The organism is Bartonella sp. DGB1, from assembly GCF_041345015.1.
In the GTDB taxonomy this organism is placed as follows: domain Bacteria; phylum Pseudomonadota; class Alphaproteobacteria; order Rhizobiales; family Rhizobiaceae; genus DGB1.
Genome location: NZ_CP166769.1, coordinates 708,727 through 727,063, shown reverse-complemented (window position 1 = coordinate 727,063; position 18,337 = coordinate 708,727). Strand labels below are relative to the sequence as shown.

The 18,337-nt window shown below is 30.2% G+C and carries 13 protein-coding genes; 2 read left to right on the top strand and 11 right to left on the bottom strand.

What is annotated here, in order from left to right; all coding sequences use genetic code 11:
• The first annotated feature begins 25 nt into the window (after positions 1-25).
• Complete coding sequence (locus AB6T46_RS03675) at positions 26-2,311, top strand: NADP-dependent malic enzyme (protein ID WP_370930813.1); 2,286 nt, start codon at positions 26-28, stop codon at positions 2,309-2,311.
• 4 nt (positions 2,312-2,315) lie between these two features.
• Positions 2,316-3,131, top strand: coding sequence for a nucleoside triphosphate pyrophosphohydrolase (gene mazG / locus AB6T46_RS03670; protein ID WP_370930812.1), 816 nt, complete (start codon positions 2,316-2,318; stop codon positions 3,129-3,131).
• A 6-nt stretch (positions 3,132-3,137) separates the two neighbouring features.
• Here the strand turns inward: mazG and AB6T46_RS03665 are convergent, their stop codons facing one another.
• The 11 genes from AB6T46_RS03665 to nuoL form a co-directional block, all read right to left on the bottom strand.
• Entirely contained in the window at positions 3,138-3,509 is a 372-nt protein-coding gene (locus AB6T46_RS03665) for a HesB/IscA family protein (protein WP_370930811.1), read from the bottom strand.
• A 1-nt stretch (position 3,510) separates the two neighbouring features.
• A complete protein-coding gene (locus tag AB6T46_RS03660) occupies positions 3,511-3,882 on the bottom strand; it encodes a response regulator (RefSeq protein ID WP_370930810.1) in 372 nt (123 codons plus the stop codon).
• 138 nt (positions 3,883-4,020) lie between these two features.
• Complete coding sequence (gene dnaE, locus AB6T46_RS03655; protein ID WP_370930809.1) at positions 4,021-7,452, bottom strand: DNA polymerase III subunit alpha; 3,432 nt, start codon at positions 7,450-7,452, stop codon at positions 4,021-4,023.
• Between the two features lie 20 nt (positions 7,453-7,472).
• Positions 7,473-8,168 carry an ABC transporter ATP-binding protein gene (locus AB6T46_RS03650; RefSeq protein ID WP_370930808.1) on the bottom strand — a complete coding sequence of 232 codons (696 nt, stop codon included), beginning with the start codon at positions 8,166-8,168 and terminating at the stop codon, positions 7,473-7,475.
• Positions 8,168-9,439: a lipoprotein-releasing ABC transporter permease subunit gene (locus tag AB6T46_RS03645; RefSeq protein WP_370930807.1), complete on the bottom strand. Its 1,272-nt coding sequence runs from the start codon at positions 9,437-9,439 to the stop codon at positions 8,168-8,170. Before AB6T46_RS03645 ends, AB6T46_RS03650 begins: the two co-directional genes overlap by 1 nt.
• 6 nt (positions 9,440-9,445) lie before the next feature.
• A complete protein-coding gene (proS, locus tag AB6T46_RS03640; RefSeq protein WP_370930806.1) occupies positions 9,446-10,771 on the bottom strand; it encodes a proline--tRNA ligase in 1,326 nt (441 codons plus the stop codon).
• Positions 10,772-10,860: 89 nt separating this feature from the next.
• Positions 10,861-12,540, bottom strand: a complete 1,680-nt coding sequence (locus AB6T46_RS03635) for a ribonuclease J (RefSeq protein WP_370930805.1) — start codon at positions 12,538-12,540, stop codon at positions 10,861-10,863.
• Between the two features lie 21 nt (positions 12,541-12,561).
• On the bottom strand, positions 12,562-13,350 hold the full coding sequence (locus AB6T46_RS03630; protein WP_370930804.1) for a biotin--[acetyl-CoA-carboxylase] ligase: 789 nt from the start codon (positions 13,348-13,350) through the stop codon (positions 12,562-12,564).
• 2 nt (positions 13,351-13,352) lie between these two features.
• The gene (nuoN, locus tag AB6T46_RS03625) at positions 13,353-14,813 is read right to left on the bottom strand and encodes an NADH-quinone oxidoreductase subunit NuoN (protein ID WP_370930803.1); all 1,461 of its coding nucleotides are present in this window, start codon (positions 14,811-14,813) and stop codon (positions 13,353-13,355) included.
• 5 nt (positions 14,814-14,818) lie between these two features.
• A complete protein-coding gene (locus AB6T46_RS03620) occupies positions 14,819-16,375 on the bottom strand; it encodes a NuoM family protein (RefSeq protein WP_370930802.1) in 1,557 nt (518 codons plus the stop codon).
• A complete protein-coding gene (gene nuoL, locus AB6T46_RS03615; RefSeq protein ID WP_370930801.1) occupies positions 16,375-18,336 on the bottom strand; it encodes an NADH-quinone oxidoreductase subunit L in 1,962 nt (653 codons plus the stop codon). Before nuoL ends, AB6T46_RS03620 begins: the two co-directional genes overlap by 1 nt.
• Between the last annotated feature and the right edge of the window lies 1 nt (position 18,337).

Here is an 18,337-nt window from a genome sequence, read left to right as displayed (position 1 = left end):
AATTAGCTAAATTTGTGAGATATCTATGAATAAAAAAAACGACCAAAAAAATCTTTCTCCTTTAGAAGAAGCAGCATTATTTTTTCACCAACATCCTACTCCTGGAAAGTTAGAAATTACCCCTACTAAACCGTTAGGTAATCAACGTGATATGGCTTTAGCGTATTCTCCAGGCGTTGCAACTCCATGTTTAGCTATCTATAATAACCCAAAAGACGCTTATAAATATACTACGCGTGGTAATCTCATTGCGGTAGTATCTAATGGTAGTGCTGTATTAGGTCTAGGTAATATTGGTCCGCTTGCCTCTAAACCAGTTATGGAAGGTAAAGCGGTTTTATTTAAGAAATTTGCTAATATTGATGTTTTTGATATAGAAATAGATGCACCAGATGTTCAAAGCATGGTTAGTACTATCTCTGCTTTAGAACCTACTTTTGGCGGTATAAATCTAGAAGATATTAAAGCACCTGAATGTTTTGAAGTTGAATCACTATTAAGAAAAAAATTAAAAATTCCTGTGTTTCACGATGATCAACACGGAACAGCAATAATTGTAGCCGCAGCGGTATTAAATTCTCTAAAATTATCTGGTAAAAAATTAGAAGATATTAAAATCGTTGGTTCTGGAGCCGGAGCCGCAGCTTTAGCATGTTTAAATCTTTTAGTATCTCTAGGCGCTAAAAAATCTAATATCTGGATTACCGATATTGGAGGTGTAGTTACAACTAATCGTGTTGATTTAGATCCTTGGAAAGCTGCATATGCACAAGATAGCACAGCTCGTACTTTAGCAGATATCATTGATAATGCTGATGTTTTTTTAGGTTTATCAGCAGGTGGAGTATTAAAAGCAGAATTATTGCCTAAAATGGCAAATATGCCGCTTATTTTAGCTTTAGCTAACCCTACCCCAGAAATTATGCCAGAAGAAGCTCGCGCAGTACGGCCTGATGCAATTATTTGTACTGGTAGATCAGATTATCCTAACCAAGTTAATAACGTTTTATGTTTTCCTTTCATTTTTAGAGGTGCTCTTGATGTTGAAGCAACCGAAATAAATGAAGCAATGAAAATAGCAGCTGTAGAAGCTATAGCTAAAATTGCTAGTGAAGAATCTAGTGATATTTTTGCTCAAAGTTACGGTTTTGAAGATAAAGTATTTGGATCAGAATATTTAATTCCTGTACCATTTGATCCACGTCTTATTTTACGTATTGCTCCAGCAGTTGCTAAAGCAGCTATGGATACGGGCGTTGCTATGCGACCTATAGAAAATTTTGATATCTATATTGAAAAATTACAACGTTTTCTATCAAAATCAGGTTTAGTTTTAAAACCTTTGCTAACCTCAGCAAAATTATCTGATTCTAAAAGAGTTATTTATGCTGATGGAGAAGATCAACGTATTTTAAGAGCAACACAAGCTGTTATTGATGAAAATATTGCTATTCCTACATTAATAGGTCGACCACAAGTAATTGAAAATCGCATAAATCGTTTAGGCTTAAGAATTCGTCCATATATTGATTTTGATATTATTAATCCTGAAGACGATCCTCGTTATAAAGACTATGTAACATTATTATTAAAATTAGTTGGCCGTAAAGGGGTTACACCAGAAGCAGCACGAGTTCTAACTAGAACATCGACCACAGTTATAGCGGCTCTAGCAGTTATGCGTGGTGAAGCGGATTCTATGGTTTGTGGTTTAAGTGGACGCTTTGAACGACATCTAGAATATATTAAAGATATTGTGGGGCTTAAAGATGGTGTAGACACTCTTGCAGCATTAAGTTTACTTATCACACCTCATAATACTTTATTTTTAACCGATACCCAAGTTAATCTTGATCCGCAAAAGAAAACCTTAGTAGAAATAACATCTTTAGCTATTGAAGAAGTCAAAAAATTTGGTATAACTCCTCGTATAGCTTTGTTATCACATTCTGATTTTGGATCTAAGAACTCTGACAGTGCGTTAAAAATGAGATATGCCAGAGATGAATTAAATGACTTATTTCCTGATTTAGAAATTGATGGAGAAATGCAAGGTCATACAGCTTTATCATCTCAGTTGCGTGCGAGAATTTTACCAGAATCAAAATTAATAGGCGATGCTAATTTACTAATATTCCCTAATTTGGATGCAGCTAATATAACTTTCTCTGTGCTAAAAAGTGTTACTAATGCTGTTCATGTTGGTCCTATTATCTTAGGTACAGCAAAACCGGTTCACATTTTAACACCTTCCGTAACAGTACATGATATAGTTAATATTTCTGCTCTATTAAGCGTAAAAACTATGTAGTAAAATGAAAAAGATTAAATATTCACCTGCTCTATTAGAAAAATTACAAAATCAAATAGAGCGGTTGCTTGATCCTAAAACAGGATCTACTTGGTGTCTAAAACAAGACTTTAAATCTTTATCTAGCTATACTATTGAAGAAGCTTATGAATTATTCCAAGCTATTGCAACTAATGATATAGAAAATATAAAAGAAGAGCTTGGTGATTTATTATTTCATATTTTATATTATAGCTATTTATCAGAACAGCAAAATCTGTTTAACTTTGATGATATTGTTAAAGACATATCAGAAAAATTAACTAGGCGAAACCCGCATATTTTTAACAAAAATAGTTTAGCCTTAGAAAATGATTTAAATAAATATTCTTGGCAAGAAATAAAAAATCAAGAAAAGTTAGAAAAAAACCTTGATAAGACAGATATTTTTATAGACATATCTAATAAATTATCTCCTATTCAACAAGCTAAAAAATTACAAAATAAAGCTAAAGAATTTAATATCGACTGGAATTCAGTAGATCCTATTATAAATAAAGTAAAAGAAGAATTAATAGAATTAACTCAAGCAATTGAAACTGATAACATTCAAGACATAGAAAATGAATTAGGCGATATATTTTTTATACTGATAAAATTATCTCAATATTTATCAATAGATCCCGAGCACGCTTTAAATAAAGCTAACAATAAATTTAGATATAGACTAAATTATATTAATTCAGCACTTAAAAACTCTAATAAAAATTTTGATACGGCAACTTTAGCTGAATTAGAGGAATTATGGTGCAAAGCAAAAACATCACTATCCAGCTCCTAATAATTATTAATTATTATCTTGAGTTAATTTAGTTGGATCTGCTGGTACTAACTCTACAGATTCACCACAACCACAAGCTGATATTTGATTAGGATTTTTAAAGGTAAATCCTGATCTTAAATCTGTTTCTTCATATCCTATTTCTGTGCCTAATAAAAATAAAGTTGCTTGTGAGTCTATATATAATATTCCATCCTCAAATATAATTTTATCATCTGTGTTTATTTCTTGTTCAATCAAACTAAATACATATTCTTTGCCTGCACAGCCGCCTTTTTTAATAGATAATCTCAAACCTAACACCGGCGGATTATCTTTTATTAATTCTCTTATTCTATTTTTAGCTGCTTCGGTTATAGTTACAATATTTTTCATCATTTTATAAATCACCTAGATAAGATTTTATTTTAGTTAAAAAAGGCTCTATAGAGATTGGCTTAGAAATATAATCCTCACAACCACCTTGTAACATTTTTTCTTCATCTCCCCTCATTGCAAAAGCTGTAACTGCAATTATAGGAATATGCTTTATTTGTTCTTCTTGCTTCACTAACTTCATTGCTTCTAAACCAGATATTTCTGGTAATTGTATATCCATTAGAATTAAATTTGGCATATGTTTATTAACAATTTCTACAATATTTACCCCATCTTTTACTTTTATTGTTTCATAACCACAAGATTCCAATAGATCACAGAATAATTTCATATTAAGTTCATTATCTTCTACTACCATAACTTTTTTTTTCATCTATGTTCTCCAGGATCATTTTATTATACTCAATTTCTAAATATAATTTAATTGGTATAGCTTATTATAATTATAAAATAGTAAAATGCATAATTATTGATTCTTTTCATATAATTATAATAACGGATATATACAAGCTTAATCTATAGTAACTGTTTCCACACCTGCTAAAGTGGATATATTGTCGAGCTCATCTAGATTAACCTCTACTTTTTTCTGAGTATCAATGATTACCTCTTTCCATTCTCTATTTTTTTTAATGACAAAAATAAGATTCGTTTTAGCATTATTAGTGACTGGAATTTTTTTCGTAATCTCAGTTATAGATTCTGTATTATTCAAAGTAATTATTAAGTTTTTAGCAAAAATATTATTTAATGGTACAATGCTTTCTATTCTTAAATCTACTGTATCTGTTTCATTATTTCGACTAATTTTCACGTCAAAAATAAGACTATTTCCTACATATAGATACTGTCTGTTATTTTCCAACAATTCAGAAAATAAAGTAGCTTCATATTGTCCTGAACAATCAGAAAAAACAACTATAGCCATTTTATTTCCGTTTTTAGTTTTTCGTTCAGTTTTTGAAATTATTGTACCAGCTATTTTGGCTCTACTTAAATTATTTTCTAATAATTTTTCTGTAACTATAACATTATTATCTTGTAATAATTTTTGATAACTTTGTAATGGATGAGAAGATAGATAAAAACCTAAGATTTGAAATTCTTTTTGTAATTTTTCCGATAAATTCCATTTAGTAAATTTTGGAAAAATTATTTCATCTTTACTATTTTCATCTAAAGTAAATAAAGATCCCTGCCCATTAGTTTTTGCCTGTAATAATCTTAGCGCATACATTTGCATAGATTCTAGCCCTGCAAATAACTGCTCTCTTTCTATATTAAAGCAATCTAACGCACCGCTAAAGATCAAACTTTCATAAACGCGCTTATTAATAAATTGTGGATCTATTCTAGCACAAAAATCATTAATATCAGCAAATTCAGTATTTCCTCTAACTTCAACAATATGTTTAGCGGCTTCTTCACCTACTCCTTTTAAAGCAGATAAAGCATAAATAATTTTATTATCCTTTACAGAAAAATAAGCTGAAGATGTCTGAACTGAAGGAAAAATTACTTCTATTTTAAGACGCTTAGCTTCTTTCAAATAGTCATTAACTTTATCAGCATTGGACATATCATAAGTTAAAGAAGTTGCTAGAAACTCTGCAGGAAAATGAGCTTTTAAATAAGCCGTCTGATAAGAAATATAAGCATATGCAGCGGCATGAGATTTATTAAATCCATAATCAGCAAATTTTGCTAATAAATCAAAAATATCATTAGCTTGTTGTTCATTTAAATTATTTTTTTTAGCACCCTCTACAAATCTGGCTCTCTGCTGTTCCATTTCAGTATGAATTTTTTTACCCATAGCTCTACGTAATAGATCAGCCTCACCTAAAGAATAGCCTGCTAATATCTGCGCTATTTGCATAACTTGTTCTTGATAAACAATAACGCCTTGTGTCTCAGCCAATAAATGATCAATAAGAGGATGAATAGAAGTAATTTTTTTAATCTTATTCTTGCGGTCATTATATATAGGAATATTTTCCATAGGACCAGGACGATATAAAGCAACTAAAGCAATTATATCCTCGATACAATCAGGCTTCATTCCAATGAGAGCCTTACGCATTCCTGCACTTTCAATTTGAAATATTCCTGTTGTTTCTCCTCTTGATAATAATTCATAAGTTAATTTATCATCTAATGGTAAACTATCTAAATTTATATTTATTCCTCTTTGAGCGACTAAAGAAACCGTATTTTGTAAAACAGTCAGTGTTTTTAAACCTAAAAAGTCAAATTTTACTAATCCAGCCTGTTCTACAAACTTCATATTAAATTGTGTCACATTCATCTCAGAGCGTGGATCACTATATAAAGGAACTAATTTAGCTAAAGGTCTATCACCTATGACAATACCTGCTGCATGTACAGATGCATGCCTAGGTAGCCCTTCTAATTTTGTAGCTATTTCTAATAATTTATTTACTTGTTCATCTTCATCGCGTTCCTTACGCAACGCTGGTTCATCCATGATTGCCTGTGCCAATGAAATAGGATTAGCTGGATTTTGAGGAATTAACTTACTTAATCTATCTACTTGTCCATAAGGTACACCTAATACCCTTCCAACATCGCGTATAGCAGCCCTAGCTTGTAAGCTTCCAAAAGTAATAATCTGGGCTACATGATCATCTCCATATTTATTTTGTACATATCTGATTACTTCTCCTCTACGATCTTGACAAAAATCTATATCAAAATCAGGCATAGAAATACGATCAGGATTCAAAAATCTTTCAAACAGTAAAGAAAAACGTAATGGATCAATATTAGTTATAGTCAAAGCATATGCTACTAAAGACCCCGCTCCAGAACCACGTCCTGGTCCAACGGGGATAGAATTTTGTTTAGCCCATTTAATAAAATCAGCAACTATTAAAAAATAACCAGGAAATTGCATTTTTATTATAATAGATAATTCATAATCTAATCTATCTTCATAATCCTGTTTACTATAACCTTTAGCAGGTCCTATATCTATTAATCTTTTTGCTAATCCTTCTTTAGCTTGTTTAGTTAATTCATCAGCCTCTGCAACTAATATATCTCTTTTATCATCTTGAGAACTAATAAATCGCGGTAATAATGGTGGTCTGGATTCTACATAAATATGACATCTATAAGCTATCTCTATTGTATTCTCTAAAGCTTCTGGTATATCTTTAAATAATTCACACATTTCCTCACTGGATTTAAAGTAATTATCTAAAGTGGCTCTTCTTCTATCATCACTATCTATTGTAGTTCCATCCGCAATAGCTAAAAGCGCATCATGAGCTACATAATCTGCAGGTGATAGAAAATATATATTATTAGTTGCTACTAAGGGCAAATGATATTTATCAGCTAAAGTAATAAGTTGATTTTCTATATCTTGATTGTAACCTTGATATCTTTGTAACTCGATATATAAAGACTTAGGAAAATTTTCTATTAATATATTTAATAATTTGTCTGCTATTTCAAATTTCTTATTTCTACAACAATTATTTATTATTCCTTCATCACCACCAGTTAATAAAATAAGACCTTGATTATATTTATCTAACCACTCAAGATTAAGAGCTACTTTACCTTGTTCTATCGTAGGATCTTTATGAATATATATCAAACTAGCTAATTGTAGTAAATTTTCATAACCTTGTTTATTTTGTGCTAATAATATAATATCTCCTTCATATAAAGAATTATTATCATAATAGAAGCTGCTAAATTGACAAGCTATAATCGGCTGCACGCCTGCTTTTATAGCTTTCTGAGAAAATTCAAAACTACCAAATAAATTATTAATATCCGTTACAGCAACTGCTGGAATATTATCCGCACGACATTTATTAATAATTTGATCAATTTTTAAGGTACTAGCTAATAACGAATATGATGAATGGACTCTAAGAGGTATAAAAGATACATCATGTTTTTTCATTATATTGTCCATTAAATATTTTAACTATTTAGAGATATTTCTAATATTTTACCATTTTTTAAAGTTATAAGTCTATCCATTTTAGCGGCTAACTCATAATTATGAGTAGCAACAATTGCAGACATACCAGATTGTTTTACAAAATTATATAATACCTTAAACACGTGATTAGATGTCTCTGGATCTAAATTTCCAGTTGGTTCATCAGCAAGTAACAACAATGGCATATTAGCTACAGCTCTTCCTATTGCTACCCGCTGTTGTTCTCCTCCAGATAATTGTGAGGGATAATGATCCATTCGTTGAGCTAAACCCATATAGTCCAATATTTTAATCGCTCTTTCTTTGGCTACAATATTTGCTTTACCTGCTATTAATTGTGGTAATATAATATTTTCTAATGCTGTAAATTCCGGTAACAAATAATGAAACTGATATACAAATCCTATTAGATCACGGCGAATTATGGTTAATTCATCATCGGTTAAAGATGCAGCAGATCTACCAAAAATCAACATATCACCACTGTTAGGTTTTTCCAGTAAACCTAACAAATGTAATAAAGTAGATTTACCTGTGCCTGATGGAGCAATTAAACCAACCATTTCACCCCTAAACAAACTAAAATCAACATTATCCAACACCGTTAAAGAACGGTAACTATCTTGGTAGGATCGACTTAGTTGTTTAATTTCAATTATTTTTTCAGCAACCATCATTCATACCTTAAAGCTTTAACTGGATCTAATTTAGATGCTTTCCTTGCAGGAAAAATAGTAGCTAAGAAAGATAAAGATATTGACATAATAATTACAAATAGCACTTCTTTCCAGTTTAACACAGCTGGTAATTTATCTAGAAAATATAAATTTGAGTTAAATATATCTACATTGAATAACCAAGAAATAAATTGCTGCAGATATTCAATATTTAAACAAGTTACTATAGCCAAAATAACACCGCAAAATGTTCCTACTACTCCTATAGTTAAACCAACTAATAAAAAAATCCTTAAAATAGATGTTCTAGTAGCGCCCATAGTGCGTAAAATAGCAATATCGGCACCTTTATCTTTAACTAACATCACTAAACTAGAAATAATATTTAAAGCAGCAACCAAAATAATAAGCGACAATATAATAAACATCACATTCCTCTCTATTTCTAAAGCCGAAAAAAATGTTTGATTACGGTCTCTCCAGTCGAATAATAACTCTTTACGTTTCGTTATATCTTGTATAGATTTCAAATAAGCATTTACATTATCTGGTGAATCTACAAATACCTCTATTGAAGAAATATTATTTTTGTAATTAAAAAATAACTGCGCTTCTTTTAAAGGCATAAATATGAATAAACTATCAAATTCTGACATTCCTACCTGATAAATAGCAGCAATACGATAAGATTTCTGTCTAGGAGTCATACCAAAAGGGGTAAAATCACCTTTTGGTGAAATAAGGCTAATTTGATCTCCTATCCCTACCCCTAATTGCTTAGCTAAACCTAATCCTATAGCTATATTATTAGGTTTCGATAAATCAGCTAAATTTCCATATAAAATATTAGAAGAAACTGCAGTTAATTTTTTTAGGTCATTAATCTCCATACCTTTAACTAGAGCGCCACCCGTATAACCACTACGACTATTTACTAATATTTGACCTTCAACGACTGCATTACTACTAATTACACCCGGTAATTTATTAATTTCTTTAATATAATTTTTATAAGAATTATTATCAAAATTATCTAGTGATTGAACAATAATATGACCATTTACACCTAAGATACGATTTAATAATTCAGTACGAAAACCATTCATAACTGACATAACAACAATTAATGCCCATACACCTATAACAATACCTAGAAAAGAGATAATAGATATAATTGATGCAAAAGCATTTTTACGTTTTGGAAGTAGATAACGTAAAGCTACTTTAAATTCGAATGGTAAAAAAAATATATTTTTTAAATTTGCCATAAGATCCTACAAATTTTCTAAATAATTTAATAAATTTTCAAAAGTTAAAATTTCTTTTTTACCAGTTTTACGTTCTTTAATTTCTATTTCTGCGTTTTGCGCTCTCTTAGGACCTATGATAATTTGTAAAGGCAAACCTATTAGATCCATCGTAGCAAATTTTGCTCCAGCTGTTTCCAACTTATCATCTAATAATACATCATACTTATGTTTTTTCAATAAGTTATATATTTTTTCTGATAATTCAGTACAAGTTTCATCACTAGGCTTTACATTGATGATACCAATATCAAAAGGAGCTATACTTTTAGGCCAAATAATTCCATATTCATCGTGAGAAGCTTCAATAATAGCTGCCACTAACCTTGATACGCCAATTCCATATGAGCCCATAACAACAGGGCTTTCTTTACCATCTGCTGTCATAATATTGGCTTTCATAGGCGCAGAATATTTATCGCCAAAATGGAAGATATGTCCAACTTCTATACCTCTTGCAGATAATCGACTATTTTCTGGTACTTTTTCCCATTCTTCGTCAACAAACATTTCTTCAGTAGCAGCATAAGGCTTTGTCCAACGATCTACGAGATTATTTAATTCTTCTACATTATTAAAATCAAAATCTTCACTAGGGCTTTGCATAGATAAAAATATTTTATCGCAATAAACTTTACTTTCACCAGTATCAGCTAGAATAATAAATTCATGACTTAAATCTCCTCCAACAGGTCCAGTATCTGCTTTCATTGGAATAGCTTTTACACCAAGACGCTCGAAAATACGTAAATAAGATGCAAATATACGAGCATATGACAAGCGAGAAGATTCATAATCAATATCGAAAGAATAACCATCTTTCATTAAAAATTCACGTCCCCGCATTACTCCAAATCTAGGACGTATTTCATCTCTAAATTTCCACTGTATTTGATATAAATTCAAAGGTAAATCTTTATATGACTTAACATGACTACGAAAAATATCGGTTACAATTTCTTCATTAGTAGGACCATATAGCATATCTCTGCCATGACGATCGCTAATTCTTAGCATTTCTTTGCCATAATCTTCATATCTACCACTTTCTTGCCACAGGGCTGCAGGTTGAATCGTGGGCATAAGTATTTCTAAACTACCGGCTCTTATTTGTTCTTCATTAATAATTGTGCTAATTTTATCCAATATTTTTTTACCTAGAGGTAACCAAGAATATATTCCTGATACTTCTTGCATTATCATTCCAGCACGCAACATTAAACGATGCGAGGTAATTTCAGCTTCCTTAGGGATTTCTTTTAATATAGGTAAAAAATAATTAGATAAACGCATAACGACCCCTTTTAATTATATAAACAATCACCCTAAACCAATTTAGATTTTCTTTCAACAAGCTAACTATGTTTCCCTCAAAAAAGCTATCAATCTTCATGATATACAAATACACTTGTTATTGGTTTTTTACCCCATTCCCTAAAAGCAACGGCTCTTACAGCACGTCTTATTGCTTCTTTTACTAACTCAGTATTTTTTCTGCGCGAATGAGGAATACTAGTCACCACACCTTTTATTTCTACTTGAAATAAATTACCAAAGTTTTTACCCGTAGAATTTTTAATTGGCACACCAACCTCAACTATTTGCGGCTCAATTTTAAAATCACCTTGATTATTAAGAATTACAGTCACAGAAATATGCCCATTATAGCTTAAACGCTTACGTTCTGTAATACCTAATTCAGCCTCTGTTCCTATCAATTTACCATCTTTATATAAACGACCTACTTCAACTTCCTCTATTACCTCTACATTATTAGGGGCTAATTTTAATATTTGTCCATTACGAATTTCGACAACATTTTTTATACCTTTAGATTTAGCGAATTTAGCATGTGCTCTAAGATGTAAAGGTTCACCATGAACAGGAACTAAAATATTCGGCTTAACCCAACCATAAATTGTTGCTAAATCATCTTGAGCAGGATGTCCTGATACATGAATTAAATTATCTTCAGCATCGATAATATTCACTCCTAAATCAACTAAATTATTTTGAACTGCTATAATAGCTTTCTCGTTACCAGGGATAGCGCGTGAAGAAAAAATAACCGTATCTCCTTTTGTCATACTAATAAAACGCATCTCTTCTTTAGCAATACGAGCTAACGCCGCTCTAGTTTCTCCCTGAGAACCAGTAATAATTACAACTATCTTATCTCTATCGATCGTACTATATTCCTCTTCAGATAGAAATATATTATCTATATCAGATAAATAACCTAGCTCTTTCGCTATAGAGACTGAAGTTTTTATAGAAGAACCAACTAATAATACTCGGCGGCCTACTGCCTCTGCCGCTTTAGTAATAGAATATATTCTGCCAATGTTAGAAGAAAAAACAGCTATGAAAACACGACCCTTTATTTTATTCAATAATTTAACAATATTTTCATTAACAGTCTTTTCTGAAGGAGTAGAACCTTTAACCATAGCATTCGTGGAATCACAAATTAATGCTAATATTCCTTCATCACCTAATTGCTTTAAACGTGTTTCATCGGTTAATTTACCAATAGCTGGACTGATATCTATCTTCCAATCCCCTGTATGTATAACTCTTCCTAATGGAGTAGTTATACATAATGTCATCGGCTCAGGTATAGAGTGAGTAACAGAAACGCCTTCAATCTCAAAATTTCCTAATTTTAACATATCACCAGCCTGAAAAATATTAACTGGTATTTTAACATCATTACCGTCTCTTTTACATTTCACTTCTAACAAACCAATAGTAAAAGGAGAAGCATAAACAGGTATTTCCAACATCGACCATAGATAAGCAACCGCGCCATAATGATCCTCGTGCGCATGAGTCAAAATAATAGCTTTTATATTTGCTTTTTCCTGTAATAAAAAATCAATATTAGGAAAAATTAAATCTGCACCAGGAGTATTAAAATCTGCAAAACCAACCCCAAAATCAATTATTATCCATTCCTTATTTTTTTTATTACCATAACCATATAAAGCTAAATTCATACCTATTTCACCCACGCCACCTAAAGGTAGAAATACTAATTCGGCTTTATTATCTTTAATCATCTAACATCCTCAATATTATGGTCACTTACGAACAGGTGACCAATCTAAATTACCTGATTTATATATTATAACGTTTTTATTTTTATCTATTAATATAGGTAAAAAATCTTGATTAATTCCCTTAAATAATAAACTATCTCCATTTAATAAAATTTTTTCACCTACAGCAAATGCATATTCTTGCCATTTAACTCTTAACCACTCTAAATCATGTTCTAAGTTAAATTTATCAAAATAATACGCCCATTGTTCAGCTAAAACGATAAAAAATTCATTCATATGAATATTAATATTATATAGATCATTTAAACAACTAACAAGATAAGGCATTTTTTCTGGAAAACTACCAATATTAACACCTATACCTAAAGCTACCTTATAACCAATATCATCTGTACGAGTTTCTAATAAGATACCTGAAATTTTTTTACCATCAATAAGTACATCATTAGGATATTTTAACTTAATATCGCCAAAATTAGCGATGTTATTTTTACTCAAGATTAGTTTAATGGTATCCACTAAAGCAATACCAGCCACAAAACCCAACAAGGATATTTTATCAATTGCAACATTCGTTGATAAAGCTAAAGTAACAGATAAATTATTACCACTATCATGCCACTGATTACCAAAACGCCCTCTACCAGAGGTTTGTTTATCTGCTACAACCCATAAAGGAAGTTTACTTTTTAGATCATATTGCTCAAACGCTAAATCCATAGTTGAACTAGTTTGATCAACATATAATAAAGAATAGCCTAATTGTAATATTTTATCAGTGTTACTTAGCATGCTGCTATTACTCATTATCAGAAGCTGAGTCCAGTAGCTGCATATTCAGCTATTAGATAAAAATATCCTCCATAAATTATATAACTAGTTAGTAATAACGCAGAACTATATAAGATAAGCTTACTAGATAAACACATAGGAGCTATAACATTAACCTCTGGATCAGCCCAAATAATTTTAATAAAACGCAAATAATAAAATGCTGCAATTACTGAAGCAAAAATACCAATTAACGCTAAAAGCCAATAACCTTTATCTATCGCAGCAACAAAACTATAAAATTTAGCAAAAAACCCAGCAAAAGGTGGAAGACCTGCTAAAGAAAACATTAAAATAGTAATAGCTAAAGCAGGCACTGGATTTTTTCTACCGTAACCACTTAAATCAGATAATTTTAAATTTATTCCATTGTTGGGTCGGATAGAAGAAATAAAAGCAAAACAACCGATAATACTAACTAAATATATAGATAAATAAACTAATACTGCTGTTGTACCCATAAGATTAGCTACAACTACGGCGACTAAAATATAACCTACATGCCCGATAGACGAATAAGCTATAATTCTTTTAATATCTGTCTGTTTTATTGCTCCTAAAGCTCCTATAAACATAGAAACTATAGCCATAAAAATTATTAATTGTGACCAAATATGAGTTAAACTACCGAAAGAAACTATAGAAATTTTTAATAATATAGCTAAAGCAGCAACCTTAGACGAACTAGCAATAAAAGCAGTTATAGCGACAGGAGCTCCTTGATATACATCCGGAGTCCACATGTGGAAAGGCACAGCAGATATTTTAAAAGCTAAACCAGCAAAAATAAACACTAAAGCAACACTTAGTAATAAATTAGGATGAATCGCTGAAATATGAGAAATTGTAACAAAATCTATTGAGCCAATATAACCATATAACAAAGAAATACCATAAAGCAAAAAGCCAGAGGAAAGCGAGCCCAAAGTGAAATACTTAAGACCAGCTTCACTAGAATTAATAGAGGAACGATTAAAAGAAACCAAAACATATAAAGCCAACGATTGAAGCTCTAACCCTAAATAAAAGGCCAGAAAATTACCAGAGGAAACCATTAGCAACATTCCTAATGTTGCTAACAATAATAATATTAAATATTCAAATTTGTAGAATTTATCACCTTGTTTATAATCAATAAAAGAAAATAAAATAGCAAAAAAACTACCGATTAAAATTAATATTGAAATAAAATTAGTAAAATTATTCTTAATTAAACCATAAGAAGCTATATTACCATTAATATTAAAAGCTTCACCTATGTTAGGTAAGAAAATTAATAAATAAAAGATAACAGCTAATAAAATAAGAGATAAAACTCCAATAATTTTAAAATTATTTTTACCTAAAAAAACTCCAACTAGCAGTAATAATAAAGAACCAACGGCTAATATTAATTCAGGTGATATTAAAATAAGATTAGATAACATATTGTGAGACATAAATTTTACCTTACCCGTGATATATTTACATTGGATAAATATTTAGGATTAATATAATCAGAATAATTAGAGATAGCTATTTTATCAGAAGCTATAAAAGATTGTTCCTGTAACGAATAAACTTTATTACCAATTTCAAACGACATAAGTTTAAAAATCGGACTAGGGTAAATCCCGAAAAATAAAATAACAGCAACAAAACTATAGGAGATAAATTTTTCTTTTACTGTGAGATCTACATATTCTAAACTATCAATATTTGAACTTCTAAATATTAACCCTCTATAAAACCATAATGCATAACTAGCAGATAAAAACACGCCCATAGTTGCCAAAATAGATAAGATAAATGAATATTTATATATAGATACAAATATTAAAAACTCTCCTACAAAGCCAGCTGTTACCGGCAAACCAATATTTGCCATAATTAAAATTAATAACACACTAGAATATTTAGGCATTTTTTTTGCTAAATTCGAAAACGAAAGTATATCACTCGATTGAAATCTTTCATATAATATACCAATAAGATAAAAAATAGCTAATGCAATCAAACCATGCGCTAACATTTGAAAGATAGCACCTTCTATACCGTAAATATTTCCAGAAAAGAGACCTAACACAATATATGACATATGCGCTATCAGAGAATAACACATAAGTTTTTTAGCATCTGTTTGACATAGAGCGATTATAAAACCGTAAAAAACGCCTATTATTGAAATAATATAAATAAAAAATTTATATTGACTAACCGCTAAAGGAAATAAAGGTAAAATAATGAATAATATTCCATAGCCACCTAATAAAAATAATATACCCGCTATAGCCATAGTCATTTCTTTAGGTGCTTCGATAATAGCATTTCTTAACCAACTATGCAGCGGGAAAATAGGTAATTTTATAGCGAAAGCAATAAAGAACAACCAAAATAACGACAATTGCAGCAAAGGCGGTATATCATATATCAATAATTCATTAATATTTAAACTAGAACTATAACTATATAATATCATCATACCTACCAGCATTAACAATGAACCGCATAAAGTATAAAGAAAAAACTTAAAACTAGCATAAAAACGATTATTACCACCCCACAAAAACATAATAAAAAATACGGGGATCAAACTAGCCTCAAAAAAGATATAAAATAATAATAGATTCCTTGATAAAAACACTCCTAATAAAGCAAATTCTAACAATAACAGACAAATAAAATATGCATAACATGAGTGATTATTGCTAGTAGATAATATTAAAAAAGGAAAAATAAAACTAATATATAAAATAAATATCAATGAGATATTATCTATTGCTAAATAGTAAGAAATACCTTCAGCAAACCAAAATAACTTGGTTGATGAACTATCAGCTAATTGTTCAGGAGTAAAACAATAATAAAATAACAATGCGAAAATAAAAATTATTATACTAGCTCCTAAAGCCACATAATAAGCAAGCTTTCGAGAATTTAAAATTTTACCACAAAATAAGACTAACAAGCTAGCGATAAAAGGTGAAAAAAGAAATAAAGAAATTAGATAATTATTAAACATTATTTTATATTCCCTAAAATCAACCAACCAATAAATAGTGTTATAGAAATTACCATAACAAATGCATAATGATAAATATAGCCTCTTTGCCACTCACTTACTTTATTAGTAAATTTAATCACTAATAAAGAGATATTTTTAGGTCCCCAAAAATTTATTTTTTTATCAATATTTTGTAGAAAAAAACTTAATTTAACTATCGAATTTACAAATAAACATCTATATAAACAATCAAAATACCAACCATTTAATAGAATTTTATAAATAACATTAAACTTATCAGTAATTATATTCACCAATTGAGGATATATTATATAGATTATAAATGAGCTTATAAACCCTAACCAAACTGATAAAGCTACTAATATTTCTACCCAGAATAAATTACTCACTTCAGGAACCGAAGCCGTTACATTAGTTAAACTATCGCCCCAAAAGATTGTCGATAAGTGACCGATAAAATAAGGTTGAAAAATCATACCAACAAATAAAGTAGCTAGTGTTAAGATAAATAAAACTATTTTCATTAAAAAATCACAATCATGTAATTTTTTCTCTTTTCCAGATACCAATTTCTTACGACCATGAAAAGTTAAAAACATTAATCTCCATGAGTAAAAACTAGTAAAAAATGTTGCTAAGATCAATAACAATCCTGCGATAAAAGCTATACTATTATCAACTAAAAATACGGACATAATAATAGAATCTTTTGATAAAAATCCAGATAATCCATAATGCGTACCAGGTATACCAACTCCAACAGAAGATAAAGTAGCAATTAACATACAAATATAAGTAAAAGGTAAAATCTTATATAAAGCTCCCATTTTACGAATATCTTGCTGCCCTGATAATGCATGGATAACAGATCCAGCCCCTAAAAATAATAAGGCTTTAAAAAATGCATGAGTAAATAAATGGAACATACCCGCGCTAAAAGCCCCTACTCCTAATGCTGCAAACATATAACCTAACTGTGAGCAAGTAGAATAGGCAATAATACGTTTAATATCATTTTGCACAATAGCAATAGTAGCAGCAAAAATAGCAGTAACGGATCCGATAAATAAAATAAATATTAATATATTAGGAGATAGCGAAAATACCGGAGCTAACCTTGCTACCATAAAAACACCAGCTACCACCATTGTAGCGGCATGTAAAAGTGCAGAAACAGGCGTAGGACCTTCCATAGCATCTGGTAACCACACATGTAAAAATAACTGCGCAGATTTACCCATAGCTCCTAAAAATAAACAGAAACAAACAATATCTATCATCAATTGTTTTGAAATAGCTAAATTGAAAATACTATAACTAGATAAATGACTATCGAAATAACTACTGGATTTGATAAAAATATCATCAAAATTCACAGTAGAAAATATAACAAATATACCTATAATACCTAATAAAAAACCAAAATCCCCTATTCTATTAACAACGAAAGCTTTAAAAGCAGCTAAAGTTGCTGCCTCTTTTTCATACCAATAACCAATCAATAAATAAGAAACTAAACCTACTGCCTCCCAACCAAAAAATAACTGCAATAGATTATTAGCAGTAACTAACATAAGCATAGAAAAAGTAAATAAGGAAAGATAAGCGAAAAATCTTTCAACACTAGCATCTTTATTCATATAGCTAATAGAATAAATATGTACTAAAGCAGAAATAACATTAACGACAACAAGCATTAATACACTTAAATTATCAAAACGCAAGCTCCAGTCAAATGATAAACTACCAGACGTAACCCAAGGCAACAAAGTAAATATAGTACCCGAATTACCTCTAATATTCGTCATAAAAAACAGCCATATAGATAAAAAAGCTGCTAATACTACTAACCCAGAGGAAACAATTCCAGCAAGGCTACCCCCTAACCTTTTACCAAGAATACCAGAGAATAAAAATCCTAAAAAAGGTAAAAAAACTATAGAATTATATAGGAGCATT